Source organism: Streptomyces microflavus (assembly GCF_014650075.1).
In the GTDB taxonomy this organism is placed as follows: domain Bacteria; phylum Actinomycetota; class Actinomycetes; order Streptomycetales; family Streptomycetaceae; genus Streptomyces; species Streptomyces microflavus.
The window spans coordinates 34,555-58,223 of the sequence record NZ_BMUG01000021.1; the positions used below are offsets into that span (position 1 = coordinate 34,555).

23 protein-coding genes and 2 pseudogenes are annotated in these 23,669 nt (G+C 72.8%); 12 read left to right on the top strand and 13 right to left on the bottom strand.

Annotation, left to right across the window (positions count from 1 at the left end; all coding sequences use genetic code 11):
- Positions 1–7: 7 nt before the first annotated feature.
- From IE264_RS36880 to IE264_RS36895, 4 genes are all read left to right on the top strand, one after another.
- Entirely contained in the window at positions 8–619 is a 612-nt protein-coding gene (locus IE264_RS36880; protein WP_190167888.1) for a TetR/AcrR family transcriptional regulator, read from the top strand.
- 23 nt (positions 620–642) lie between these two features.
- On the top strand, positions 643–1,800 hold the full coding sequence (locus tag IE264_RS36885; protein WP_032759454.1) for an acetyl-CoA C-acetyltransferase: 1,158 nt from the start codon (positions 643–645) through the stop codon (positions 1,798–1,800).
- A 286-nt stretch (positions 1,801–2,086) separates the two neighbouring features.
- Positions 2,087–2,290, top strand: coding sequence for a cold-shock protein (locus tag IE264_RS36890; RefSeq protein WP_015607926.1), 204 nt, complete (start codon positions 2,087–2,089; stop codon positions 2,288–2,290).
- A gap of 187 nt (positions 2,291–2,477) precedes the next feature.
- Positions 2,478–4,112: a DEAD/DEAH box helicase gene (locus IE264_RS36895; protein WP_032759452.1), complete on the top strand. Its 1,635-nt coding sequence runs from the start codon at positions 2,478–2,480 to the stop codon at positions 4,110–4,112.
- A gap of 114 nt (positions 4,113–4,226) precedes the next feature.
- On the opposite strand, the gene IE264_RS36900 is transcribed toward IE264_RS36895, so the two are convergent.
- Genes IE264_RS36900 through IE264_RS36915 form a run of 4 tightly spaced genes read right to left on the bottom strand, consistent with a single transcriptional unit; the run spans position 4,227 to position 7,695 of the window.
- Positions 4,227–5,309 (bottom strand): NAD(P)H-dependent flavin oxidoreductase, encoded by a 1,083-nt coding sequence (locus tag IE264_RS36900; protein WP_032759451.1) that lies wholly within the window; start codon positions 5,307–5,309, stop codon positions 4,227–4,229.
- A complete protein-coding gene (locus tag IE264_RS36905; RefSeq protein ID WP_032759450.1) occupies positions 5,309–6,058 on the bottom strand; it encodes a CoA-transferase subunit beta in 750 nt (249 codons plus the stop codon). Before IE264_RS36905 ends, IE264_RS36900 begins: the two co-directional genes overlap by 1 nt.
- The gene (locus tag IE264_RS36910; protein WP_106973139.1) at positions 6,055–6,915 is read right to left on the bottom strand and encodes a CoA transferase subunit A; all 861 of its coding nucleotides are present in this window, start codon (positions 6,913–6,915) and stop codon (positions 6,055–6,057) included. The genes IE264_RS36905 and IE264_RS36910 overlap by 4 nt, the downstream gene beginning before the upstream one ends.
- A 36-nt stretch (positions 6,916–6,951) precedes the next feature.
- Positions 6,952–7,695: an enoyl-CoA hydratase family protein gene (locus IE264_RS36915; RefSeq protein ID WP_032759448.1), complete on the bottom strand. Its 744-nt coding sequence runs from the start codon at positions 7,693–7,695 to the stop codon at positions 6,952–6,954.
- Positions 7,696–7,791: 96 nt separating this feature from the next.
- Between IE264_RS36915 and IE264_RS36920 the strand changes: the two genes are divergently transcribed.
- The 3 genes and pseudogenes from IE264_RS36920 to IE264_RS38315 all read left to right on the top strand — a co-directional run bounded on the left by IE264_RS36920 (position 7,792) and on the right by IE264_RS38315 (position 10,083).
- Positions 7,792–8,718: an SDR family oxidoreductase gene (locus IE264_RS36920; RefSeq protein ID WP_032759447.1), complete on the top strand. Its 927-nt coding sequence runs from the start codon at positions 7,792–7,794 to the stop codon at positions 8,716–8,718.
- 138 nt (positions 8,719–8,856) lie between these two features.
- A pseudogene (locus tag IE264_RS38310) lies at positions 8,857–9,120 on the top strand (VOC family protein); the annotation flags it as partial.
- Positions 9,121–9,510: 390 nt separating this feature from the next.
- Positions 9,511–10,083, top strand: a complete 573-nt coding sequence (locus tag IE264_RS38315) for a GNAT family N-acetyltransferase (RefSeq protein WP_032759527.1) — start codon at positions 9,511–9,513, stop codon at positions 10,081–10,083.
- A gap of 65 nt (positions 10,084–10,148) precedes the next feature.
- Here IE264_RS38315 and IE264_RS36930 read toward each other — a convergent pair whose 3' ends face one another.
- Positions 10,149–10,946: an ankyrin repeat domain-containing protein gene (locus IE264_RS36930; protein ID WP_015607918.1), complete on the bottom strand. Its 798-nt coding sequence runs from the start codon at positions 10,944–10,946 to the stop codon at positions 10,149–10,151.
- 30 nt (positions 10,947–10,976) lie between these two features.
- Positions 10,977–11,879, bottom strand: coding sequence for a hypothetical protein (locus IE264_RS36935; RefSeq protein ID WP_015607917.1), 903 nt, complete (start codon positions 11,877–11,879; stop codon positions 10,977–10,979).
- Positions 11,880–12,113: 234 nt separating this feature from the next.
- On the opposite strand from IE264_RS36935, the gene IE264_RS36940 reads away from it, so the two are divergent.
- Positions 12,114–12,893, top strand: a complete 780-nt coding sequence (locus IE264_RS36940; protein ID WP_015607916.1) for a serine protease — start codon at positions 12,114–12,116, stop codon at positions 12,891–12,893.
- 13 nt (positions 12,894–12,906) lie between these two features.
- On the opposite strand, the gene IE264_RS36945 is transcribed toward IE264_RS36940, so the two are convergent.
- The gene (locus tag IE264_RS36945; RefSeq protein ID WP_032759446.1) at positions 12,907–14,715 is read right to left on the bottom strand and encodes a glycoside hydrolase family 35 protein; all 1,809 of its coding nucleotides are present in this window, start codon (positions 14,713–14,715) and stop codon (positions 12,907–12,909) included.
- Positions 14,716–14,863: 148 nt separating this feature from the next.
- On the opposite strand from IE264_RS36945, the gene IE264_RS36950 reads away from it, so the two are divergent.
- Both IE264_RS36950 and IE264_RS36955 read left to right on the top strand, forming a co-directional pair.
- Complete coding sequence (locus tag IE264_RS36950) at positions 14,864–15,742, top strand: AraC family transcriptional regulator (protein WP_015607914.1); 879 nt, start codon at positions 14,864–14,866, stop codon at positions 15,740–15,742.
- A gap of 25 nt (positions 15,743–15,767) precedes the next feature.
- Positions 15,768–16,106: a chorismate mutase gene (locus IE264_RS36955; protein ID WP_015607913.1), complete on the top strand. Its 339-nt coding sequence runs from the start codon at positions 15,768–15,770 to the stop codon at positions 16,104–16,106.
- Here IE264_RS36955 and IE264_RS36960 read toward each other — a convergent pair.
- Positions 16,087–16,974, bottom strand: a complete 888-nt coding sequence (locus IE264_RS36960; RefSeq protein WP_032759445.1) for an MIP/aquaporin family protein — start codon at positions 16,972–16,974, stop codon at positions 16,087–16,089. The two genes, IE264_RS36955 and IE264_RS36960, sit on opposite strands and share 20 nt — an antisense overlap.
- 146 nt (positions 16,975–17,120) lie before the next feature.
- On the opposite strand from IE264_RS36960, the gene pepN reads away from it, so the two are divergent.
- Positions 17,121–19,646: an aminopeptidase N gene (pepN, locus tag IE264_RS36965; RefSeq protein WP_032759444.1), complete on the top strand. Its 2,526-nt coding sequence runs from the start codon at positions 17,121–17,123 to the stop codon at positions 19,644–19,646.
- A gap of 36 nt (positions 19,647–19,682) precedes the next feature.
- Here pepN and IE264_RS36970 read toward each other — a convergent pair whose 3' ends face one another.
- The 5 genes from IE264_RS36970 to IE264_RS36990 form a co-directional block, all read right to left on the bottom strand.
- Complete coding sequence (locus IE264_RS36970) at positions 19,683–20,045, bottom strand: ArsR/SmtB family transcription factor (RefSeq protein ID WP_032759443.1); 363 nt, start codon at positions 20,043–20,045, stop codon at positions 19,683–19,685.
- Between the two features lie 118 nt (positions 20,046–20,163).
- The gene (locus IE264_RS36975; protein ID WP_030079631.1) at positions 20,164–20,385 is read right to left on the bottom strand and encodes an alkylphosphonate utilization protein; all 222 of its coding nucleotides are present in this window, start codon (positions 20,383–20,385) and stop codon (positions 20,164–20,166) included.
- Positions 20,386–20,454: 69 nt separating this feature from the next.
- Positions 20,455–20,907: an ATP-binding protein gene (locus tag IE264_RS36980; protein WP_032759442.1), complete on the bottom strand. Its 453-nt coding sequence runs from the start codon at positions 20,905–20,907 to the stop codon at positions 20,455–20,457.
- Positions 20,904–22,709 carry a SulP family inorganic anion transporter gene (locus IE264_RS36985; protein ID WP_051821984.1) on the bottom strand — a complete coding sequence of 602 codons (1,806 nt, stop codon included), beginning with the start codon at positions 22,707–22,709 and terminating at the stop codon, positions 20,904–20,906. The genes IE264_RS36980 and IE264_RS36985 overlap by 4 nt, the downstream gene beginning before the upstream one ends.
- Positions 22,706–23,047, bottom strand: a complete 342-nt coding sequence (locus tag IE264_RS36990) for an ArsR/SmtB family transcription factor (RefSeq protein ID WP_015607906.1) — start codon at positions 23,045–23,047, stop codon at positions 22,706–22,708. Before IE264_RS36990 ends, IE264_RS36985 begins: the two co-directional genes overlap by 4 nt.
- Before the next feature lie 421 nt (positions 23,048–23,468).
- Here IE264_RS36990 and IE264_RS36995 point away from each other — a divergent pair.
- A pseudogene (locus IE264_RS36995) lies at positions 23,469–23,669 on the top strand (aspartate aminotransferase family protein); the annotation flags it as partial.

Genomic DNA, 23,669 nt, shown 5'->3' on the forward strand with positions numbered 1-23,669 from the left:
TGGCGGGGTGCCTACCAAGAAGAAGCCCCAGGTGACCCCCACCCCCGAACGGCGCAGCGAACTCCTCGCCACCGCCGCCGAGGTCTTCGCCGCCCAGGGATACAACGCCACCACCGTCCGCCGGATCGCGGACGAGGCGGGGATGCTCGCCGGCAGCCTCTACTACCACTTCGATTCCAAGGAATCGATGATCGACGAGATCCTCTCCACCTTCCTCGACGAGCTCTGGCAGGGGTACGACGCCGTCCTGGCGGCCGGACTCGGCCCCCGCGAGACCATCGAGGCACTGGTCACCGAGTCCTTCCGGGAGATCGACCGGCACCGCCCCGCCGTCGCGATCTACCAGAAGGAGTCCAGGCACCTCGCCACCCAGCCCCGCTTCGCCTACCTCACCGACTCGCAGACGAAGTTCGAGAAGGCCTGGCTCGGCACGCTGGAACGCGGCGTCGCCGAAGGCGCCTTCCGCGACGACCTGGACATCCGCCTCACCTACCGCTTCGTCCGCGACACCGTCTGGGTCGCGGCCTCCTGGTACCGGCCCGGCGGACACCACAGCCCCGAGGAGATCGCCCGCCAGTACCTCTCGATGGTGCTGGACGGGATCGCCCTGCGCACCTAGCCACCTCTCAAGGAGCAGCAGCCATGGCCGAGGCCTACATCGTCGAAGCGGTACGGACACCCGTCGGACGGCGCAAGGGGGGCCTCGGGGCCGTCCACCCCGCCGACCTCGGCGCCCATGTGCTGAAGGAGCTGATGGCCCGCGCCGGCGTCGATCCGGCGGCCGTGGAGGACGTCGTCTTCGGCTGCCTGGACACCGTCGGACCGCAGGCCGGGGACATCGCCCGTACGTCATGGCTGGCGGCCGGGCTGCCCGAGGAGGTGCCGGGCGTCACCATCGACCGGCAGTGCGGCTCCTCCCAGCAGGCCCTCCACTTCGCGGCCCAGGGCGTCCTCTCCGGCACCCAGGACCTCGTCGTCGCCGGCGGCACCCAGAACATGACCCAGATCCCCATCGCCTTCGCCTCCCGCCAGGCCGCCGAACCCCTCGGCCTCACCCAGGGCCCGTACGCGGGCAGCGAGGGCTGGCGCGCCCGGTACGGCGACGCGCCCGTCAACCAGTTCCACGGCGCCCAGCTCATCGCCGAGAAGTGGGGGATCAGCCGCCGCGACATGGAGGAGTTCGCCCTCACCTCCCACCGCCGGGCCGTCCGCGCCATCGACGAGGGCCGCTTCACCCGCGAGACCGTCGCGTACGGGGACGTCACCGCCGACGAGGGGCCGCGCCGCGACACCACCCTGGAGAAGATGGCCGCACTCAGCCCCGTCCTGCCCGGCGGCACGATCACCGCCGCCTGCTCCTCCCAGGTCTCCGACGGAGCCGCCGCCCTGCTCATCGCCTCCGAGCGGGCCGTCGCCGAACACGGCCTCACCCCGCGCGCCCGGATCCACCACCTCTCCGTCCGGGGCGAGGACCCCATCCGGATGCTCTCCGCCCCGATCCCCGCCACCGCGTACGCCCTGAAGAAGACCGGCCTCACCATCGACGCCATCGACCTCGTCGAGATCAACGAGGCCTTCGCCCCGGTCGTCCTCGCCTGGCTGAAGGAGACCGGCGCCGACCCCGGGCGCGTCAACGTCAACGGCGGGGCGATCGCGCTGGGCCACCCGCTCGGCGCGACCGGCGCCAAGCTGATGACCACGCTCCTGCACGAACTGGAACGCACCGGGGGCCGCTACGGGCTCCAGACCATGTGCGAAGGCGGCGGACAGGCCAACGTCACCATCGTCGAGCGCCTCTGACCCACACGGGGAGCGCCTCCGGCCCAGGCGGGCGACACCGGCCGTACCCCTTCTGGTCAGCCAAGTTTTCCCTCGCGCGGTGTGGTGCGTCACGTCGCGCGAGGAGAGGACGTGCTACGGTGTTCCCGTTGCAGTTTTGGTACCCATGAACTTTATGTGCGCCTGACGGGAATGCTTCCTCAGGCGCTTTATTGTTTTCCGGCTTTCTCCGGGTGGGGCTCAATGCGGCGACTTGGAATCCGTAAAGTGCGGATTCTCGGCACTGCACCTCTTTTAGGAGAATGACATGGCTACTGGAACCGTGAAGTGGTTCAACTCGGAAAAGGGCTTCGGCTTCATCGAGCAGGACGGCGGCGGCGCCGACGTCTTCGCCCACTACTCCAACATCGCCACCCAGGGCTTCCGTGAGCTCCAGGAGGGCCAGAAGGTCTCCTTCGACGTCACGCAGGGCCAGAAGGGCCCGCAGGCGGAGAACATCGTCCCGGCCTAATTGCCGCGACGCGTACCTCTCTGACCGGGGCCCGCACCGTGAAGGTGCGGGCCCCGGTTTGTGCTGTTCGAGGAACAACCCGCTTTGTGCGCGCATCCTGGGGGCGCACGACAAGCGGTCGGACAAGCACATCGGCAGTGAACCGAATCCGCAGTTGCCCAGGAATCCCCCAGGAGGGCAATTCCGTATGACTCGCTTCGAACGCCAGGACCGCACCCCCCGCTCCCGCCCGGCCCGTGGCCGCGGCCAGGGCGCGACCGCGCAGGCGGCATCCAACCCCCGCGGCACCGCCGCCGCCCGCTCCAAGGCTCCGGCCCGCCGCCGCGCCACCCCGCCGCAGGGCGAGTTCGCCCTGCCGGAGATGGTGACCCCCGCGCTGCCCGCCGTCGAGGCCTTCGCGGACCTGGACATGCCGGCCGCGCTCCTCAAGACCCTCACCGCGCAGGGCGTCACCGAGCCGTTCCCGATCCAGGGCGCGACCCTGCCGAACTCGCTCGCCGGCCGGGACATCCTCGGCCGCGGCCGCACCGGCTCCGGCAAGACCCTCGCCTTCGGCCTCGCACTGCTGGCCCGCACCGCCGGCCGCCGCAGCGAGCCGCGCGCCCCGCTCGCCATGGTCCTCGTCCCCACGCGTGAGCTGGCCCAGCAGGTCACCGACGCGCTGACCCCGTACGCCACCGCCGTGAACCTGCGGATGGCCACCGTCGTCGGCGGCATGTCGATCACCAAGCAGTCCGCCACCCTGCGGCGCGGCGCCGAAGTGCTCGTCGCCACCCCGGGCCGGCTCAAGGACCTCATCGAGCGCGGCGACTGCCGGCTGGACGAGGTCGCCATCACCGTCCTCGACGAGGCCGACCAGATGGCCGACATGGGCTTCATGCCGCAGGTCGTCGCCCTGCTCAAGCAGGTCGAGGCGGACGGGCAGCGGATGCTGTTCTCCGCGACCCTGGACAAGAACATCGACCGCCTCGTCAAGATGTTCCTCACCGACCCGGTCGTCCACTCCGTCGACCCGTCCGCCGGTGCGGTCACCACGATGGAGCACCACGTGCTCCACGTCATGGACGAGACGGACAAGAAGGCCGTCGCCACGAAGATCGCCGCCCGCGAGGGCCGCGTGATCATGTTCGTCGACACCAAGCGCGCCGCCGACCGCTTCGCCAAGCGGCTGCTCGCCAGCGGTGTACGGGCGGCCGCCCTGCACGGCGGGCGCTCCCAGCCGCAGCGCAACCGGACCCTGGACCAGTTCAAGAACGGCCAGGTCACCGCGCTCGTCGCGACGAACGTGGCGGCCCGCGGCATCCACGTCGACGACCTCGACCTGGTCGTCAATGTCGACCCGCCCACCGACCACAAGGACTACCTCCACCGGGGCGGCCGTACGGCGCGCGCCGGGGAGTCCGGCAGCGTCGTCACGCTGGTGCTGCCCGAGGAGAAGCGGGAGATGACCCGGCTGATGCAGGACGCGGGCATCGCGCCGCGCACCACGCGGGTCACCTCCAGCGACGAGGAGCTGTCCCGGATCACGGGGGCGCGTGAGCCCTCCGGGATCGCGATCGTCGTCGAGGTCCCGCAGCCGACTCCGCCGAAGCAGCGGACGCGGGCGGGCGGTTCCGGTTCGGCCGGCTCCGGCGGGGGCGCGGTGCGCTCCGGGAGCCGGGGACGGGGACGGCGTGGGACCGGTGCGGGTGGCGCCGGTGGCGCCGGTGGCGGTGCGCAGGGTGGTGGCGCGGGTCGTTCCGGCGGCGCCGCGCGTTCCGGTGGCGAGTCCCGGGGTACGGGGCGCTCCGGCGCTCCGGCGCGGGGGCGTCGCGCCGCGTAGGGCGGCATTTCAGGCTGTCCGGCGGCCTTCCAGCCCGTCCGGCGATTGAGGACCGGGGTCCGGGGCAGAGCCCCGAAGGGCCCCGGCCTCGGTCACCGGCCTTCGTGGGTGTCCTCAATCGCCGGACGGGCTTGAGTTGGCGGCCGGGCTGGATTCGGCGCCCAGAGCCGTGAGGGTCCGCTCGGCCTCCGCCATGATCCGGGCCACCAGCTCCGCCACGTTCGGCAGGTCCTCGATCAGAGCCGCCACCTGGCCCGACGCCATGATGCCCAGATCCGTGCGGCCGTCCACCATGGACGCCTTCAGCAGCATCGGCGTGTTCGCCGCCAGCAGGACCTGGCTCCAGGTCAGGTCCTTGCCGTGCCGCAGCGCCAGACCGTCCCGCACCATGCCGAGCCGGCTCAGGCCGGAGATGCGCCGGAAGCCGGACGCCCGCCGCAGTGCGTGGTACAGCGAACGCAGCCGGCCCGCACCCTCCAGCTCCGCCACCATCTCCGTACGGAGCATCCGGTGCGGGAGCCCGTCCACGGCGGTCGTCAGGGTGATGTCCTTCACCGTGGCCGCCAGATAGCGGGCCTTCACCGCCTCCGGCACCGTCGAGTCCGAGGTCAGCAGGAACCTGGTCCCCATCGCCACGCCCGCCGCCCCGTACGCCAGCGCCGCGACCAGCCCCCGCCCGTCGTGGAAGCCGCCCGCCGCGATCACCGGGATGTCCACCGCGTCCACCACCTGGGGCAGCAGCACCGTCGTCGCCACGTTCCCCGTGTGGCCGCCGCCCTCGCCGCCCTGCACGATCACCGCGTCCGCGCCCCAGGCCGCGACCTTCTCCGCATGGCGCCGGGCCCCCACCGACGGGACGACGACCACGCCCGCGTCCTTCAGCTCCGCGATGAGCTCCTTCGACGGGGCGAGCGCGAACGACGCCACCCGTACGCCCTCCTCGACGATGATCCGCACCCGCTCCCGCGCGTCCCCGGCGTCCGCGCGCAGGTTCACCCCGAACGGGGCGTCCGTCCGCGACCTCACCTCCCGTACGGCGGAACGCAGTTGGTCGGGGCTCATGGTCGCGGAGGCCAGGATGCCGAGCGCCCCCGCCCGCGCGGTCGCCGTGACCAGGCGGGGGCCGGAGACCCAGCCCATCCCGGTCTGCACGATCGGGTGCCGGACGCCGGTGAGTTCGGTGAGCGCCGTGCGCATCAGGGCCGCACCTCACGGTTCCGGGTGGCCGCCGGGTCGATGACCTCGCGGATCAGGGCGAGTTCGGCGGGGGTGGGGTCGCGGGTGTACGGGACGTCGTCGGGGACGGTGAGGGTGAAGCCCGTCGCCTCGCGGACCGTCTCCACCGTGACGCCCGGGTGGACCGAGGTCAGCCGCATCGAACGGTCCGGGGTCGCGAAGTCGAAGACCCCGAGATCGCTGACGACCCGGGGGATGCGGTGGAAGCGCGTGGCCGAGGGGCCGGCCGCCTCCGCCCGGTCGTAACCGACTCCGCAGACCATGTCGACCCGTTCGACGAAGACCCGGGGCGAGTGCCGGGGGATCCAGTAACTCACCGGGTTGTTGAGGGTGTTGACCGGTGCTCCGCGCACTCCCAGGAGCTGGCGGGCCGGCTGTTCCCAGTCGCCGATGCAGGAGATGTTCTGGTTGCCGAACCGGTCGATCTGGCTCGCGCCCATCATCACGTGCCGCCGTCCCCCGGTCACCAGGGTGAGGTGCTTGCGGTAGGGGAGCCAGCCCTCCGCCTCCCCGCCCGGGCCGACGATCGTCGCCTCGCCGTCCGTCAGCAGCAGTTCGGGGGCGAAGGTCAGCCGGGCCAGCCGTGCGCCGACGGACGGGATCGCCCCCATCGGACTGGCCAGTACCTCGCCGTCGCCGCGCCAGGCCTCCGCGCAGGCGATCACGCAGTACTCGGCACGGGTGATGCTCCGGGTGGCGGATGCGTTCATTTCTGCTCCTCGTGCCAGGTCCGGACCGCCTGCTGGTAGCCCTTCTCGTCGCCGTCCGGAGGCAGGAAGCGCGCACTGAACTCCGCCCAGGCCGCCGGGTCCGCAGCGGCGGCCGCGTACGCCTTCTGGAACGGCTCGTCGCGCGGATGGTCGGGTACGCACGAGGTGAAGTGCGCGCCGCCCGGCGTCTCCACGACCCCGGTGACGGAGTGCCGCCGGACGAGGAGCGTCTGCGGGGCCGCGCCGGACCCGCCCGTCAACTCCGCCGTCTCCACCAGGCGTTCGCAGGAGACGTACGCCGTGTCCGCCGCCTCGCAGAACAGGTCGTCGAAGTACGGGTCGGGGCCCAGGTACTGCCCGTTGCCCAGCCGGTCCGCCCGGTTCAGGTGGACCAGCGCCGCGTCCATCCGCAGGGCCGGCATCGCGACGAACTCCTCGCCGTCCTCGTACGGTGAAGTCACCGTTCGCAGCTGGGGGTTGACCCGCATCACGTCGGAGCCGAGCCCCGCCCGCACCGGCAGGAACGGCAGCCGGTTGGCGGCCGCGTGCAGCCCCCACATGAACATCGCCTCGTCGATCTCGGTCAGCGCGAACGCCCCGCGCTGCCGGGCCGCCCGGTAGTGCGGCTCCAGCGGGATCGAGTCGAGCGTCACGAACGCGGTGACCAGGCGGGAGATCCGGCCCGCGGCGGCGAGCAGCCCGACGTCCGGGCCACCGTAGGAGATCACCGTCAGGTCGGTGACGGGGGAGCGGAGCAACGCCCGTACCAGGGCCATGGGTTTGCGGCGCGACCCCCAGCCGCCGATGCCGATCGTCATGCCGCTGTGCAGCCGGGCGGCCACCTCGTCGGGCGTCATGGTCTTGTTGCGCGCGGCGGACACCGTACTCACGATTCAGGCCTCCTTGCCGAAGGTGTCACGGACCCGGTCGGCGGTCCCCGCCAGGCTCGCCTCGAAGGTGAAGCCCTGCTCGAAGCGGTAGCTGCGCCGTACGTCGACGGGGTCGATGCCGTTGAGCGCGGCCTTGGCCAGCCGCAGCAGGTGCCCGTCCTTGCGGGCGATCTCCGACGCCAACTCCATTGCTGCACGCAGTAGTTCGTCCGTCGGCACGACCCGCCATACCGAGCCGTGGGCGAGGAGTTCGGCCGCCGTCACCGTGCGCGAGGTGTAGTACAGCGTCCGCATCAGGTGCTGCGGGACCAGCCGGGCCAGATGGGTCGCCGCCCCGAGCGCGCCCCGGTCCAGCTCCGGCAGGCCGAAGACGGCGTCCTCGCTCGCCACGATCGCGTCCGCGTTCCCGACGAGGCCGATGCCGCCGCCGAGGCAGAACCCGTGCACCGCCGCGACGACCGGCACCTCGCAGGCGTACACGGCCTCGAACGCCTCCGCGCAGCCCCGGTTGACGCCGATCAGCGCCGCGTTTCCCGGGTCGCGCTGCAACTCCTTGATGTCGACACCGGCGTTGAAGCCGCGCCCGGCGGCGGCCAGGACGACACAGCGCACCTCCGGGTCGCGGCCCGCCGCCCGGACGGCGTCGGCCAGGTCGTACCAGCCCTGTACGGGAAGCGCGTTGACGGGCGGCCGGTCGACGGTGACGACACGGACGCCTTCGGCGGGAGACGCGGTGGAGACAGTCATCGGAGGATCAGCTACCTTTCCACCAAACATTTGTTAGGTGGACGGTAGCAGTCACACCCCCGCCCGCCAACCGGCCCCACGTACACGGGAGATGAGATGACCGCACCCACTGCTGCCGGACTCTGCGCGGGCCGGGTCGTCGCCGTCACGGGCGCCGGACGCGGCCTCGGCCGGGCCCACGCGCTCGCCTTCGCCGCCGAAGGAGCCCGGGTCGTCGTCAACGACCTCGGCGTCGGGCCCGGCGGCGACGGAGGCTCGGGCGGACCCGCCCGCCGGGTCGTCGAGGAGATCACGGCCCGGGGCGGCGAAGCGGTCGTCCACGACGGCGACATCGCCACCACCGAGGGCGCCGCCTCCCTGGTCACCACCGCCCTGGACGCCTTCGGCCGCCTCGACACCCTGGTCAACAACGCGGGCTTCCTGCGCGACCGGATGCTCGTCAACCTGGACGAGGACGACTGGGACGCGGTGATGCGCGTCCACCTCAAGGGCCACTTCCTGCCCCTGAAGCACGCCGCCGCGCACTGGCGGGGAGAGGCCAAGGCAGGCCGCCCGCCCGTCGCCCGGGTGATCAACACCAGCTCCGGCGCCGGGCTCCTCGGCAGCGTCGGCCAGGGGAACTACGCGGCCGCCAAAGCCGGAATCGTCGCCCTCACTCTGGTCGCGGCCGCCGAACTGGGCCGGTACGGGGTCCACGTCAACGCCCTCGCCCCCGCCGCCCGGACCCGGATGACCGAGCAGACCTTCGCCGCGACGATGGCGGCCCCGGGGGAGGGGCAGTTCGACGCGATGGCCCCCGAGAACGTCTCGCCCCTCGTCGTCTGGCTCGGTTCCGCTTCGAGCGACGGGGTGACCGGCCGCGTCTTCGAGGCCGAGGCGGGCCGCATCACCGTCATGGAGGGCTGGCGCCCCGGCCCCACCGACGACCGGGGCGCGCGCAGGTCCCCGGCCGATGCGGGGGAGACCGTACGCCGGCTGCTGGCGGACGCCGAGGTGCCGCAGCGGGTGTACGGGGCGTCGTAGGCGGTCCCGTACGACGTACGGCGCACGCGGTGCGGCACGGAAACTCGCTTGCGGGGACGTCCGCGCTCCCGGTATCCAGCACAGGACACCGAGGAGCGCACGATGACACGGCACGGCCCCCTGGACGAGTTCTGCTGGATGGACCTCAAGACCCGCGACCCCTCCGGCACCGCCGCCTTCTTCTCCGCCGTGCTCGACTGGGACTTCGCGGTGGACGAGCAGGACTGGCGCAAGGCCGTCACCATCTCCGCCGGGGACCACCGCATCGGCGGCCTGAGCGACCTCGCGCAGCCCGTCTACCCGCCGGGGCTGCCCGCCCATATCGCCTACTACCTGGCGGTCGACGACGTGGACCGCCGTACGGCCGTGGCGGCGGAAAACGGGGCACAGATCCTCGTACCGCCCTTCGACGCCGGGGACCAGGGCCGGATCGCCACCCTGATCGACCCGGTGGGTGCGGTCGTCTCCCTCTGGCGGCCACAGGGGTTCGCGGGGTGGCCGGTATCGCCCTCGGACGGGGCCGTGGCCGTACCCCATCACGCGGTCCTGGCCTGCGAAGACCCCGAGCGGGCCCGGCACTTCTACAGCGGGATGACGACCGGCGCTCCGCCCGCCCGGGCCGCGTTCGCCGAAGCCGCCACCCTCACCGCGCCGCAGTGGGAGCTGGCACTCGCCGTGGACGACCTCGACGGTGTCGCCGCCCGGGCCCGTGCGCACGGCGGGGAACTCGTCACCGTCCCCGAAGGCCTGGCGCGGCTGTCGAGCCCGGAAGGCCTGACCTTCCGCATCCAGGTGCCGGAGGCCTCCCGGGTCTTCCTGGAGACCGACCGGCTCGTGCTGCGCCCGTTCACGGACGCCGACGTTCCCGCCCTGCTCGCCCTCGACAACGACCCCGAGGTCATGCGGTACATCAACGGCGGCCGGCCCACCACCGCCGAGTCCGTCCGGGAGCGGACCCTTCCGAGGCTCCTCCACGACCACCCCTGCACCGGGACCCGCGGGTTCTGGGCCGCAGAGGAGAAGGCCACCGGCACCTTCCTCGGCTGGTTCGAGCTCCGGCCCCTGACCGATGACGACCCCGCCGTCGTCGAGCTCGGCTACCGGCTCAACCGGGCCGCCTGGGGGAGCGGTTACGCCACCGAGGGCGCCAGGGCCCTCGTGCGCAAAGGGTTCACCGACCTCGGGGCCGAGCGCGTGACCGCCAACACCATGGCCGTCAACGCCGGGTCCCGGCGGGTGATGGAGAAGGCGGGGCTGACCTTCCTCCGCGCCTACACCGAGGACTGGCCGGACGCCATCGAGGGCTCGGAACACGGGGAGGTGGAGTACGTGCTCACCCGGGAGGCGTGGGTGCGGGAAGCGTAGAGCTCACCCGCGAACAGCGCAGAGCTCACCCGGGAGGCCTGGGGGCGGGGCCGACGGCGCAGAGCTCACCCGGCGCCCGAACGGGCAGCAGGGTGAAGCCCCCCGCTCATCCCCCACCCCTCCAGCAGCGCCGCGATCTCCCCGTGCCCCGTGTGCCGGTCCGCCCCCGCCGCCGGCACCCCGTCCCGCAGCAGCTCCACGGCCACCGTCTCCTCGCCGTCCACCAGCTCCCGCCGGACCACGGCGTCGAACCCGGGACCGTACGCCTCCTCCAACTGCCTCAGCAGCTCCCGCTCCAGGTCGGGACCGGCTGCCCGCCGCGCCTCGGCCAGCGCCACCCCGACCACCGCTTCCTGCCCCGGCGCCCCCGCCCCGTGCTCCAGCAGCGCCCGCACCGTCCGCAGCGAGCCCCGCTGCGCCGCCAGGACCAGCATCGGTTCCCCCTGCGGGCCGGGCAGCAACGGGTCCGCGCCCCCGGAGAGCAGCGCCTCCACCGTCGAGGCGTGGCCGAGACCGACCGCCCAGCGCAGCGCCGTGAATCCGAACTCCTCGCGCAGGTCCGGCCGCGCCCCGGCGGAGAGCAGCGCCTCCACCACCTCGGTGTGGCCGCCGCACGCCGCCCCGCACAGCGGCAGGTCGGCCGTCCCCTCGCCGCTCGCCCGGTCGGGATCGGCACCCGCCGCGAGCAGCAGCCGTACCGCTTCCGGCAGGTTCTGGACCGCCGCCAGATAGAGCGCCGTCGTGCCCTCCTCGTCGCTCGACTCGGCCTGCGCACCCGCGCGCAGCGCCCGTACGACAGCGTTCTCGTCCTCGTACAGCGCGTCGAACAGGCTTGGTTCGTCCCTGATCGGCTCGTTCGTCATGCTTCGAGCCTACGGTGGCCGGAATGACACTCAGGTGTCGCACTCCAGTCGCGTACGGCACAGCCCGCACCGGGCGACCGTCCGGCCCCGGACGGGGAGCCGGATGCGCTGGTGGCAGGTGGGGCAGGGGAAGGAGACCCGCAGTCCCTCGCCGCCGGGCTCGAAGGCGTACGGAACACCCGGGTCCGCGGCCGTGCCGGGGTGGTCCTGCGCGTACCGGCGGTCCTTGGCGTACCGCCGCCGCCCCGCCCACCCGGCCGCCGTCAGCGGGGGCCTGCGCAGATCGTGCAGCGCCTGTGCCCGCCCCTTCGTGTACGCGGTGTACGCCTGCGGGCTGGTGAACCAGGGGGAGGGGTCCTCGTCGAACGCGAACGCCCGCTGGGCCAGGACGTACCCGAACTCCTCCGGTGTCAGATAGCCCAGCTTCTGCCGGGACGTGGCGTCCTCCCGGAAGGCGTCCAGCAGCAGCCAGCCCGCGCCGAGATAGGTGGTCACCGTGTCGGTGAGGATCTCGTTGTCGCGTGTGCCGGGGAACTCCAGGCCGAGCCGGTGCAGCAGGACATGGGTGATCTCGTGCGCGAGCGCCGCGCCGATGTCCCTGCGGTGGGTGCGGAACCGGTCGTTGAGCTCGATGAAGTACTCCGGTCCCGCGGTCAGTTCCACGCTCGCCGCGTGCTCCATCGTGCGGAAGCCGACGATCATGCGGGCGTCGGGCAGATGGAGGTGCTGGACCAGGGCCCGCGCCACCCGCTGGGCGCCGAGATGGAGATCGTCCCCGTCGGAGAAGGCGGCGTCGGCGGGGACCAGGCTGGTGCCGTACGTGTGGACGCCGTCCGGGGAGAGCCGCCGGTAGAGCGCGGTGATCGCGGACCGGACCGTGTCCAGGTGCGGAAAGCCGTGGACGACCGGTGCGCCCGGACTGTTGTCGCTCACGCCCGTACCCCCATCCGTCCCGTCGGAGGAACCCCCGCCCTCGACGGACCTCCACTGTAGGCCGGGGTGCCCGAGGGGCGCGGAATTCGCCGTGACGAGCTTGGCCGAAAAGTGCGCCTTGTGGCAGCGGTGACCGGCTCCCGATAATCGGATTGCCTTGACGGGTGCATGACCAACTTGTCGGTGTGCCCTGTCGTGGTTCCCACTGCGACCCCCCACGAAAGAAGGCAGTCCGTGAAGCAGCTCCTGCGTGCCTTGAAGAGATGTTCCGTCGTCGTCGCCACCGTCGCCATAGCCGTCGTCGGCCTCCAGCCCGTCACCGCCTCGGCCGCCCCCAACCCCGTCGTCGGCGGAACCCGCGCCGCCCAGGGCGAGTTCCCCTTCATGGTCCGGCTCTCCATGGGCTGCGGCGGCGCCCTCTACGCCAAGGACATCGTCCTCACCGCCGCCCACTGCGTGAACGGATCGGGCAACAACACCTCGATCACCGCCACCGGGGGCGTTGTCGACCTCCAGTCGCCCAACGCCGTCAAGGTCCGCTCCACCAAGGTCCGCCAGGCCCCCGGCTACAACGGCACCGGCAAGGACTGGGCGCTCATCAAGCTCGCCCAGCCCATCAACCAGCCCACCCTCAAGATCGCCACCACCACGGCGTACAACCAGGGCACCTTCACCGTCGCCGGCTGGGGCGCCAACCGCGAGGGCGGCAGCCAGCAGCGCTACCTCCTCAAGGCCAACGTCCCGTTCGTCTCCGACGCCGCCTGCCGCTCCGCCTACGGCAGCGACCTCATCGCGTCCGAGGAGATCTGCGCCGGATACCCCGACACCGGTGGCGTCGACACCTGCCAGGGTGACTCCGGCGGCCCGATGTTCCGCAAGGACAACGCCAACGAGTGGGTCCAGGTCGGCATCGTCAGCTGGGGCTACGGCTGCGCCCGGCCCGGCTACCCCGGCGTCTACACCGAGGTCTCGACCTTCGCCGCCGCCATCGCCTCCGCGGCCGCCGCACTCTGACGCCGGTGACTGATCACGGCTGAACCACCCCGGGGGTGCCCGACCGTACGGGCACCCCCGGGCCCAGCTCCACGGACGGCCCGCCCGCGCCCTCCAGCTCCAGCACCCACACCTCGTTGACGCCCTCGCGGAGCACCGGACCCGGCACGTACAGCGTCTCCTGCGGGCCCGCGGACCAGTACCGGCCCAGGCAGAAACCGTTCACCCAGACGAAGCCCCGCGTCCAGCCGGGCAGCCGCAGCCCCGCGTGACCGACGCCCTCCGTCCCCGCGCCGGTGAACGTCCCCCGGAACAGCCCCGTCTCCCCTGAGGCCACCGGCACCGGCCCGAACGGGACCGCCGCCACCGCGCCCGCCTCCTCGAAGGCGTCCAGCCGCAGCCCCCGGGCCCGTACACCGTGCAGATACTGCCGCTCGTGCAGCACCCCGCCCGTGATCCCCTTCGGCTCACCCAGACGCGGCCCGTAGTTGACCCGGCCCAGCGACTCCACCCACAGCTCCACCACCGCCCCACCGGCCACCGGCTCCGGCAGCGTGGCGGACTCCTCGGTCAGCACCCCCGCCCGGACGCCGTCCACATACACCACCGCCCGGTCCCGCAGCCCCGCCGCCGTCAGCGGATACGGGATGCGCGGCCCCGGCACCGCCACCCGGTAGCGCACCAGACCCCGGCCCACCCCCAGCTCCTCGAACGTCGGCGCCACCCCCGACTCCGGCCCCTCCGGATCACCCAGCGCCTCCGTGACGTCCCCCAGCCCCGCCCAGCCGTCCAGCTCCACCCGCACCGGCACGGCCAGGCCCGCAGGCTCCGGCGGCAGCGCGGGCAGCGGGCCCTGCGCGTACTCCTGAAGCACCTTCCGGAACAGGTGGAACTTCTCCGTGGCCCGCCCGTACTCGTCGACCGGCGCGTCGTAGTCGTACGACGTCACCGTCGGCTGGAACTCCCCGTCCTGCACCGGACCGCCCCGGTTCGCCCCCGCCCAGCCCGCGAAGTTCGTCCCGCCGTGCGCCATGTAGATGTTCACCGACGCCCCGCACTCCAGGACCTCCCGCAGTGCCTCGGCCGCCTGCCCCGCATCCCGTACGACGGGTTCGGCCCCCCAGTGGTCGAACCAGCCGCACCAGAACTCCATGCACATCAGCGGCCCCTTCGGCTGATGCCGGCGCAGCACCTCGAAGCCCTCCCGCGCCCCCGAACCGAAGTTCGCCGTCGCCAGCAGCCCCGGCACGGAACCGCCCGTCAGCATGTGGTCCTCCGGCCCGTCCGACGTGAACAGCGGAACGCTCACCCCGCACCGCCGCAACAGCCCCGCCAGCCACTCCAGATACACCGCGTCCGAGCCGTAACTCCCGTACTCGTTCTCCGCCTGCACCAGGATCACCGGACCGCCCCGGCCCACCTGCCGCCGCACCACCTGCGGCAGCAGCTCCCGGAACCACCGCTCCACCACCGCCCGGTACCCCGCGTCCCGCGTCCGCACCCGCCGCCCGAACCGGCCCGTCACCCAGACCGGCAGCCCGCCGTTCTCCCACTCCGCACAGATGTACGGACCCGGGCGCACGATCGCCCACAGTCCGGCCCGCTCCACCGCGTCCAGGAACCGGCCGAGCGCCTCCACGTCCCGGTACACACCCTCCCGCTCCTCGTGCAGATTCCACGGCACATACGTCTCGACGCAGTTCAGCCCCATCGCCGCCAGCATCGCCAGCCGGTGCTCCCACTGCTCCTCGTGCACCCGGAAGTAGTGCAGGGCACCCGACAGCAGCCGAACGGGCTTCCCGTCGAGCCGGAAGTGGTCGTCCCCCACGGTGAAGTCGGTCATCGTGCTCGTACGCTCCTGTGCTCCGCCGCACCCGGCGGCCCGGGGGTGAATTGGTCCGACCACCTTCACCCCTGGCGCGCACCGGGTCCATGGACAAAGATCGCTGCTGATTGGACGCAACGCACCGCCCAGGGAGAGGAAGGCCGCGATGTACCACACCTGGATGCGCTTCTTCACCCCCAGCCCGCTCCACCACCGCCTCGGCCTCGTCTGCCTCGGTGTCGGCCTCCAGCACGGCGCACTGCCCACCGTCGGCCCCCGCACCCTGGACCACCACGTCGCCGTGATCGTCAACTCCGGCACCGGCTGGTTCAGCGGCCCCGACGGACGCCGCACCCCCGTCACCGGCCCCACCCTCATCTGGCTGACCCCCGGTACCCCGCACCACTACGGAGCCGACCCCGGCACCGGCTGGGACGAGAGCTTCGTCGACTTCACCGGCCCCGCCACCACCACCTACACCGAGCTCGGCTGCATCGAACCCGACCGCCCCCTCGTCCCGCTCTCCGACACCGCCGGCCCCCGCGCCGCCGTCGGCCGCATCGTGCGCGCCGCCCGCCGCGGCAACCCCCTCCTGGAGGTCGAGACCGCGGCCGCCGTCCACGAACTCCTCGTCTCCCTGCGCCGCGCCCGCGCCGACCTCGGCCCCGACGGCGACCCGGTCCTGCAGTCACTGGCCCGCGACGCCTACCAGCCGCTCTCCGTCGCCGAGCACGCCGCCAAGCACGGCATGACCCCCGCCGAACTCCGCACCGCCGTACGGCGCGGCGCCGGCTGCAGCCCCAAGGACTACCTGCTCACCATCCGCCTCGGCCGGGCCAAGGAACTCCTCGCCGCCACCGACCTCCCGGTCGCCGCCGTCGCCCGCCGCGTCGGCTACGACGACCCCGCCTACTTCTCCCGCCTCTTCGCCCGCCGCGTCGGCACCGCCCCCGTCCGCTTCCGCGAACAGCAGGGGCGCAGTGTGCCCGGCGGCTGGAGCGACCAGGTGCCCGACCCGGACGACCCGCCGATGATCGGGCCGTGAGGAGGGGCGTCTAAGCTCGCTGACCATGAGTACGAGCGAAATCGACGCGTCCGTCCAGGCGGAACTGAACCGGCTGCGCGAGAGCATCGACAACATCGACGCCGCCGTCGTCCACATGCTCGCCGAGCGCTTCAAGGCCACGCAGCAGGTCGGCCGCCTCAAGGCCGACCACCAGCTGCCGCCTGCCGACCCGGCCCGCGAGACCCGTCAGATCACCCGGCTCCGGCAGCTGGCGCAGAGCGCCAACCTGGACCCGGCGTTCGCCGAGAAGCTGCTGAACTTCATCATCGCGGAGGTCATCCGCCACCACGAGCGCATCGCGGAGGAGGCGGGGAACGGGACCGCTACGGCCGGCCAGGCCTGATACGGGACTGCCACGGTCGGCCATGCCTGACCGGCGGGCCGCCGAGCCTCCTGTACGCCACCGCCGCGAGCCCCGCGCCCAGCCTCCCGCGCACCACCGCCACCAGCCCCGCCCCGGCCACCGCGCCCAGCACCGGCCCGCCCCCGTACACCCACAGCAGCCCCGGCTCCCCGGACAGCAGCGCGGGGCCGAACTGCCGGGCCGGGTTGGTCGATCCGCCGCTCAGCGGACCGAGCACCGCGATGACGAGCGCGGTGACCACCCCGACGGCGTACGGGAGGACTCTCCGCCCCACCGGACGCGCCAGCAGCCCGGCGAGCAGCAGCGCCGACCCGGCCAACACCCCGGCCTCGGCCGCCACCACCGCCACGTCGCCCCAGCCGGGACCGGGCCGCACCACCGCGTGGGAGACCGGCGGCCTGGAGACCACGGGCCCCCACACCAGCCCCGCCAGCCACGTCCCCACCACCGAGCCGCTCAACTGCGCCACCAGGTACGGCACCACATCCCGCCCCGGGAACGCCCCGAGCCGCCACAGGGCCAGGGTGACCGCCGGATTCAGATGGCCGCCCGAGCGACGGCCGGGCGCGGAGACCATGAGGGCGGCGAGCAGCGCCCCGACACCCGCCCCCAGCAGGGCGAACGCCGCCCCGCCGCCCCCGTACCCGTCCGGCGCGAAGAGCCACCGCACCCCGCTCACGACGGCCAGGAGCAGCACCGCCGTCAGCCCGAACTCGCAGACGGCACGGCAGAGCAGGCCGGGGGAGGGGGGAGCCGCAGAGGAGGGGAGAGCCGCAGGGGAGCGGGGAGCCTCAGGGGCGGGCGGGCAGAGGGGGCAGGCGGGATGGTGCGCAGGCGTGAGCGCCATGAGGACGTCCTCGGTACTCGGTGTGCCGCGCCGAGGAAATGGTAAGCGCCCACTGCCCCCAGGGGGTATCCGCCCGCCCAGGTCCGCCCGTACGCCCAGCGAGAACCCCCCTTCGCCCGCCCCACCCCGTACGGCAGCATGGGCGCATGTCCGTACTGACGCGCGACGAAGCGCAGACCCGAGCCCAGATCATCGACGTGGAGCGGTACACGATCGCCCTCGACCTCACCACCGGCGAGGAGACCTTCGACTCCAGGACCGCCATCCGGTTCACCGCCCGCGCGGCCGGTGACACCTTCGTCGAGGTCAGGCCCGCCACCCTGCGCTCGATCGCCCTGGACGGACAGCCCCTGGACCCCGCCCTCCTCGACGGGAACCGCTACCCCCTCACCGGCCTCACCCCCGGCACCCACGAGCTCCACGTGGACGCCGCGATGAGCTACTCCCGCACCGGCGAGGGCATGCACCGCTTCACCGACCCCGCCGACGGCGAGACCTACCTCTACACCCAGCTGTTCATGGAGGACGTCCAGCGCGTCTTCGCCGCCTTCGACCAGCCCGACCTCAAGTCCGTCTTCGCCATCGACGTCACCGCCCCCGAAGGCTGGACCGTCCTCGGCAACGGCGTCGCCGAACGCACCGGGGACGGGCGCTGGACCATCGCGCCCACCCCCCTCATCTCCACCTACCTCGTCGCCGTCGCCGCGGGCCCCTGGCACTCGGTCACCACCGAGCACGCCGGACTGCCCTTCGGCCTCCACTGCCGGCGCTCCCTCGCGCCCCACCTGGACACCGACGCGGACGAGATCCTCTCCATCACCCGCGCCTGCTTCGACCGCTACCACGAGAAGTTCGACGAGCCCTACCCGTTCGACTCCTACGACCAGGCCTTCGTCCCCGAGTTCAACGCGGGCGCCATGGAGAACCCCGGACTCGTCACCTTCCGCGACGAGTTCATCTACCGCTCCGCCGTCACCGACACCGAACGCCAGACCCGGGCCATGGTCGTCGCCCACGAGATGGCCCACATGTGGTTCGGCGACCTCGTGACGCTGGCCTGGTGGGACGACATCTGGCTGAACGAGTCCTTCGCCGAGTACATGGGCTACCAGACCCTCACCGAAGCCACCCGCTTCACCGACACCTGGGTCGACTTCGGCGTCGCCCGCAAGGGCTGGGGCTACGACGCCGACCAGCGGCCCTCCACCCACCCCGTCGCCCCCGACCCCGACGCCGTGCCCGACACCGCCTCCGCCCTCCTCAACTTCGACGGCATCAGCTACGCCAAGGGCGCCTCCGCCCTGCGCCAGCTCGTCGCCTGGCTCGGCGAGAAGGACTTCCTCGCCGGGATCAACACCCACTTCGCCCGGCACAAGTTCTCCAACGCGACCCTCGCCGACTTCATCGACAACCTGGCCTCCGCCACCGACCGCGACGTCCACGCCTGGGCCGAGCAGTGGCTGCGCACCACCGGCATCGACACCCTCACCGCCGACGTCCACGAACCCACCGGCCCCACCGACGCCGGACAGTCCTGGACCCTCGCCGTGGAGCGCGACGGCAGCCGCCCCCACCGCATCACCGTCTCCACCTTCGACCACGCCCTCAACACCCAGGCCGGCCCCGGCCACCTCGCCCCCCGCGACCGGTTCGAACTCGACATCCCGGGCGACTCCACCCCCACCGTCCGCACCGGCCGCCGCCCCGCCCTCGTCGTCCTCAACGACGGCGACCTCACCTACGCCAAGATCCGGCTCGACGCCGCCTCCTGGGACACCGCCCTCACCCACCTCTCCGCCATCCCCGACGCCTTGACCCGGGCCGTCATCTGGAACGCGGCCCGCGACATGGTCCGCGACGGCGAACTGGACCCCGCGCGCTACCTCACCGCCGCCCGCACCCACCTCCCGTACGAGAGCGACCTCGCCCTCGTCCAGGGCGTCCTGTCCTTCGCCGACGGGCAGATCGCCGCCCGTTACGTCACCCCCGAGGCACGCCCGGCCGCGCTCGCCACCCTCACCAGCCTCTGCCGCGACCTGATCCGCCGCACCGAGGACGGCTCCCACCCGGGGCTGCGCCTCACCGCCGTACGCCACTTCATCGACGCCGCCACCCAGCCCGACACCCTCCAGGCCTGGCTCACCGAAGGCACCGTCCACGGCGGCCCGGAGCTCGACCCCGAGCTGCGCTGGCGCATCCTCACCCGGCTCGCCGTCCTCGGCGCCACCGACGAGGCCACCATCGCCGCCGAACTCGCCGCCGACCCCAGCGCCACCGGCCGCGAGGGCGCCGCCCGCTGCCGGGCCGCCCTGCCCACCCCCGAGGCCAAGGCCGCCGCCTGGCAGGCGATGTTCAGCGACGACACCCTCTCCAACTACCTGTTCGCCGCCACCGCCCAGGGCTTCTGGCAGCCCGGCCAGGGCGACGTCCTGAACGGTTACGTGGACCGCTTCTACCCGGACGCCATCGCACTCGCCGCCCGCCGGGGCCCCGCCATCGCCGAGGCCGCCGGGCGCTACGCGTTCCCCGCGTACGCCGTCGACGCCGAGAGCCTCGCCACCGGCACCCGGGCCCTCAAGGACCCGGCTCTCATCCCGGCCCTGCACCGCAAGCTGGTCGACCAGCTCGACGACCTCCGCCGGGCCCTGGCCGTACGGACCACGAACGAGTAGACCGCGTACGGGGAGCGAAGGGGGCGGCAGCAGGCGTCACCTCGTACCGGCCGCCCCTTCGCTCCCCGGTCCCTCGTCCGCCCGCAGGTCGGCGAGCAGCTCGGCCTGGCCCGTCAGCACCTCGGTCAGAATCGTCCGGGCCACCCTCAGCAACTCCGCCACCTCGGGGTTCGCCAGCGTGTAGTACACGGCGGAACCCTCCCGCCGCGCGGTGACCAGACGGGCGCGGCGCAACACCGCCAACTGCTGGGAGAGATGGGCGGCCTCGACCCCCACCTCGCCCAGCATCTCCGACACCGCGTGCTCACGCTCACTCAGCAGTTCGAGCACCCGGATCCTCACCGGATGCCCCAGCGTCTTGAAGAACTCGGCCTTCAGCCGGTACAGCGGCGTACTCACCGACGGGGCCCCGTTCCGTACACCGGGAACCCACCGCGGCGCGGTGCGCAAGATCTCTTCTCCATGGGTTCATCCTCGCGCCTTCGCGCCGCGAGGATGAACCGGGGGACCGGACGGGTCAGGCCTTCTTCAGGAACTCGGTCTTCAGCACGAGCCCCTTCACCTTCTTCGTGTTGCACTCGATCTCCCCCGCCCGCCCGGTGAGCCGGATGTTCTTCACCAGGGTGCCGCGCTTGAGCGTCTCCGAGGTCCCCTTCACCTTCAGGTCCTTGACCGTGGTCACGGAGTCACCGTCCGCCAGCACGGTCCCGTTGCTGTCCTTCACGACGATGTCGCTCATGGTGCGTTCCTGCCTTTCCCACACCCGTGCAGCTCTTGCAGCGGGAATCCTGATTTCCCCCGTGACCGGTCACCGGTCACGGGGCGCGCCCGTCCGCTGGAGCGGCAGCGTGATCCAGATGCTCTTGCCGCCCTCGTCCGCGTCGCCCCGCACCACCGCGCTGCCGCCCAGCTCCAGGGTCAGCTCCACCACGGTGGCCAGACCCCGCCCCGAACCGGCCACGGCCGGGGTGTAGAGCGCCGGACGGTAGGGATGACGGTCGTGCACACCGAAGGCGAACGCGTCCGGACCGCCCGCGTAGACGACCGTCACATTCGGGGAGAGCACAGCCGCGTGCCGCACACTGTTGGCCACCAGCTCGCTCAGGATCAGCAGCGCCGGCCCCGTACACGGCTCCTGCGGACCCACCCCCCACTCCGCCAGCACCTGCTCCGTCGTCTCCCGCGCGATCCGCACCGCCGAGCCCATCGCGGGCAGCGTCAGCACATGCCGGTACGGCAACGCGTCATGAGGCCTGATCACCGGGCGGCCTCCTCAGCGGCAGCGGCAGCATGCGTACCGGCCACCGACGCGGCCACCGCGGTCTTCGCCCCCGCCGCATGGCCGGGCACCAGCACCCCCGCCTCCCGCAACCGGTCGCGCGCCCCCGCGATCGCCTCCGGCGTCGTCGCGTACTCCCGGCCCTCCCGCCGCAACAGCTCCAGCGCCCCCACCGACTCCAGCGCCTGCCGCTGCCCGGGCCGGACACCCGAGGCCAGCACCGCGATGCCCCGCCGGTTCAGCTGACGCACCGCGTCCTTCAGCATCAGCGCACCCGACGCGTCCACCGTCGTCACCCGCGACATCCGCAGGATCACCACCCGTACGTCGGCGACCTCCGAGAGCGTCAGCAGGAAACGGTGCGCCCCCGCGAAGAACAACGGCCCCTCGATCCGGTACGCCACGATGTGCTCCGCCAACAGCGCGTGCTCCTCCTCGCTGTGCGCACCCGGCAGCTCCGCATCCGTACCCTCCCGCAGATCCACCCGGTCCATCCGGGCCTCGCCCGCCACCGCCCGCAGCGCCAGCGCCCCCGCCACCACCAGCCCGATCACGACCGCCAGCACCAGATCCAGCACCAGGGTCGCGGCAGCCGTCAGCACCAGCACCACCGCGTCCGAACGCGTCGCCCGGGCCATCGCCCGCAACGCCCCCACCTCCACCATCCGCACCGCCGTCGCCAGCAGCACCCCGGCCAGCGCGGCGAGCGGAATCCGGGAGACCAGCGGCGCCGCCGCGAACACGATCACCGCCAGCACCGCTGCATGGGCCAGCGCCGCCAGCCGGGAGGACGCACCGGTACGGACATTGACCGCCGTACGGGCGATCGCCGCCGTCGCGGGCACCCCGCCGAACAGCGGCGCGGCCAGATTCGCGATGCCCTGCCCGAACAGCTCCCGGTCGGGGTCGTGCTTCTGCCCCACCGTCATCCCGTCCGCCACCGTCGCCGACAGCAGCGACTCCAGCGCCGCCAGGGCCGCCACCGCGACCGCCGGGGCCACCAGCGAACCCAGCGCCGACACATCCAGGAACCCCAGCGAAGGAGCGGGCAGCCCGGCCGGCAGCGCCCCGATCGGCTCGGCGCCCAGGTCGAACACCTGCACCGCCACCGTCGCGAGCGCCACCGCGACCACCGAGAACGGGACCGTGGGGAACCGCCGCGCCCCCAGCAGCATCAGCCCGGCCACCCCCACGGAGACCGAGAGGGCGGTCACGTCCGGATGCGCGGCGAACTCCTGGACCGCCCGCCACGCGACCACCAGCACCCGGTCGCCCTCGGGCACGGTCACACCCAGCGCGTTCGGGACCTGCTGGAGGGCGATGACCCCCGCGATACCGAACGTGAACCCCTCCACCACCGGCGCGGGGACGTACCGCATGGACCGCCCCGCCCGCAGCAGCGCAAGACCGATCAGCAGCGCCCCCGCCATCAGCCCCACGGTCAGCACCCCGCCCGGACCGTGCTCGGCGACGATCGGCACCAGGACCACCGTCATCGCCCCGGTCGGCCCCGACACCTGGAGGTTCGACCCGCCGAACACCGCCGCCAGCGCCCCGGCGACCACCGCCGTGGCCAGCCCCGCCTCCGCGCCGAGCCCCGAGGAGACCCCGAAGCCGAGCGCGAGCGGCAGCGCGACGATCGCCACGGTGAGCCCGGCGAGCAGATCACGCCGGGGGTTACGGGTCATGGCCACGAAGTCCGCACGCACGGGCAGCAGCGCCCGCACCCGGCGCAGGCCCCGCGACACCGGGCCGCGCTCCGATCCGACCGAGGACCCCGTCATCGCGAGGACACCTCGGCCTCCCGCAGCTCGGCGAGGAGCCCGTCCCGGCCCACCAGCATCTCGGTCAGGATGCGCCGCGCCGCCCGCATCAGCTCGGCGACATCACCACCGGCCAGCTCGTACACCACCGTCGAACCCTCCCGGGTCGCCGTGACGATGCCGGACCGGCGCAACACCGCCAGCTGCTGCGACAGGGACGACGGCTCCACCTCGATCGCCGCCAGCAGCTCCCGCACCGGCAGCGGACCGTCCTGGAGCAGTTCGAGCACTCTGATGCGGACCGGATGCCCGAGCATCCGGAAGAACTCGGCCTTGGCCTGGTACAGGGGGACCGCCATTGTTCCGGGCCTCTCCTCGGCAGTGCGCCACCACCGCGGGCGGGGGAGCCGAGCGGGGACCGCACCGCACGGGTGACGGCGGAACGGCCCACACAGCATGTAGTGAATTGCAGAATTTCGCAATTCATTGATCAGTCAAGTCCCACCGGCAACTTCCACCGGCAACTTCCACCGGCAACTCATACCGGCAACCCCACAGAGTCCCGGCCCCCACGAACGGCCCCCGACCCGCCCCACCGGAACCGTCCGTACGCCCGTCCCGGAACCGCACACCTATACCACCCGAACCCCCGGCAAATGGCCCACACCGGCCACCAGTACCCCTTTCGAGTTCAGATCGTTGGGCTCTTCGGCCGCGCCACCCGAAACCCGGGACAAGCTGGCATGTCCACCCCCGCCCTCCCGAAGGACCACCCCACCCATGCCCACCCCACCCCTCGCCGGAGGCACCGCAGGCCCCGCCGCACTGCGCCCCCTCATCGACACCGTCGTCACCGCCCTCCTCGTCGGCGCCGCCCTGCGCAACGGCCCCCTCCCCGCCGGCGGACCCGACACCGCCACCCCCCGCACCCGCACCGCCACCCACCCCCTCATCCCCGACCACGGCACCGGCGCCCACCAC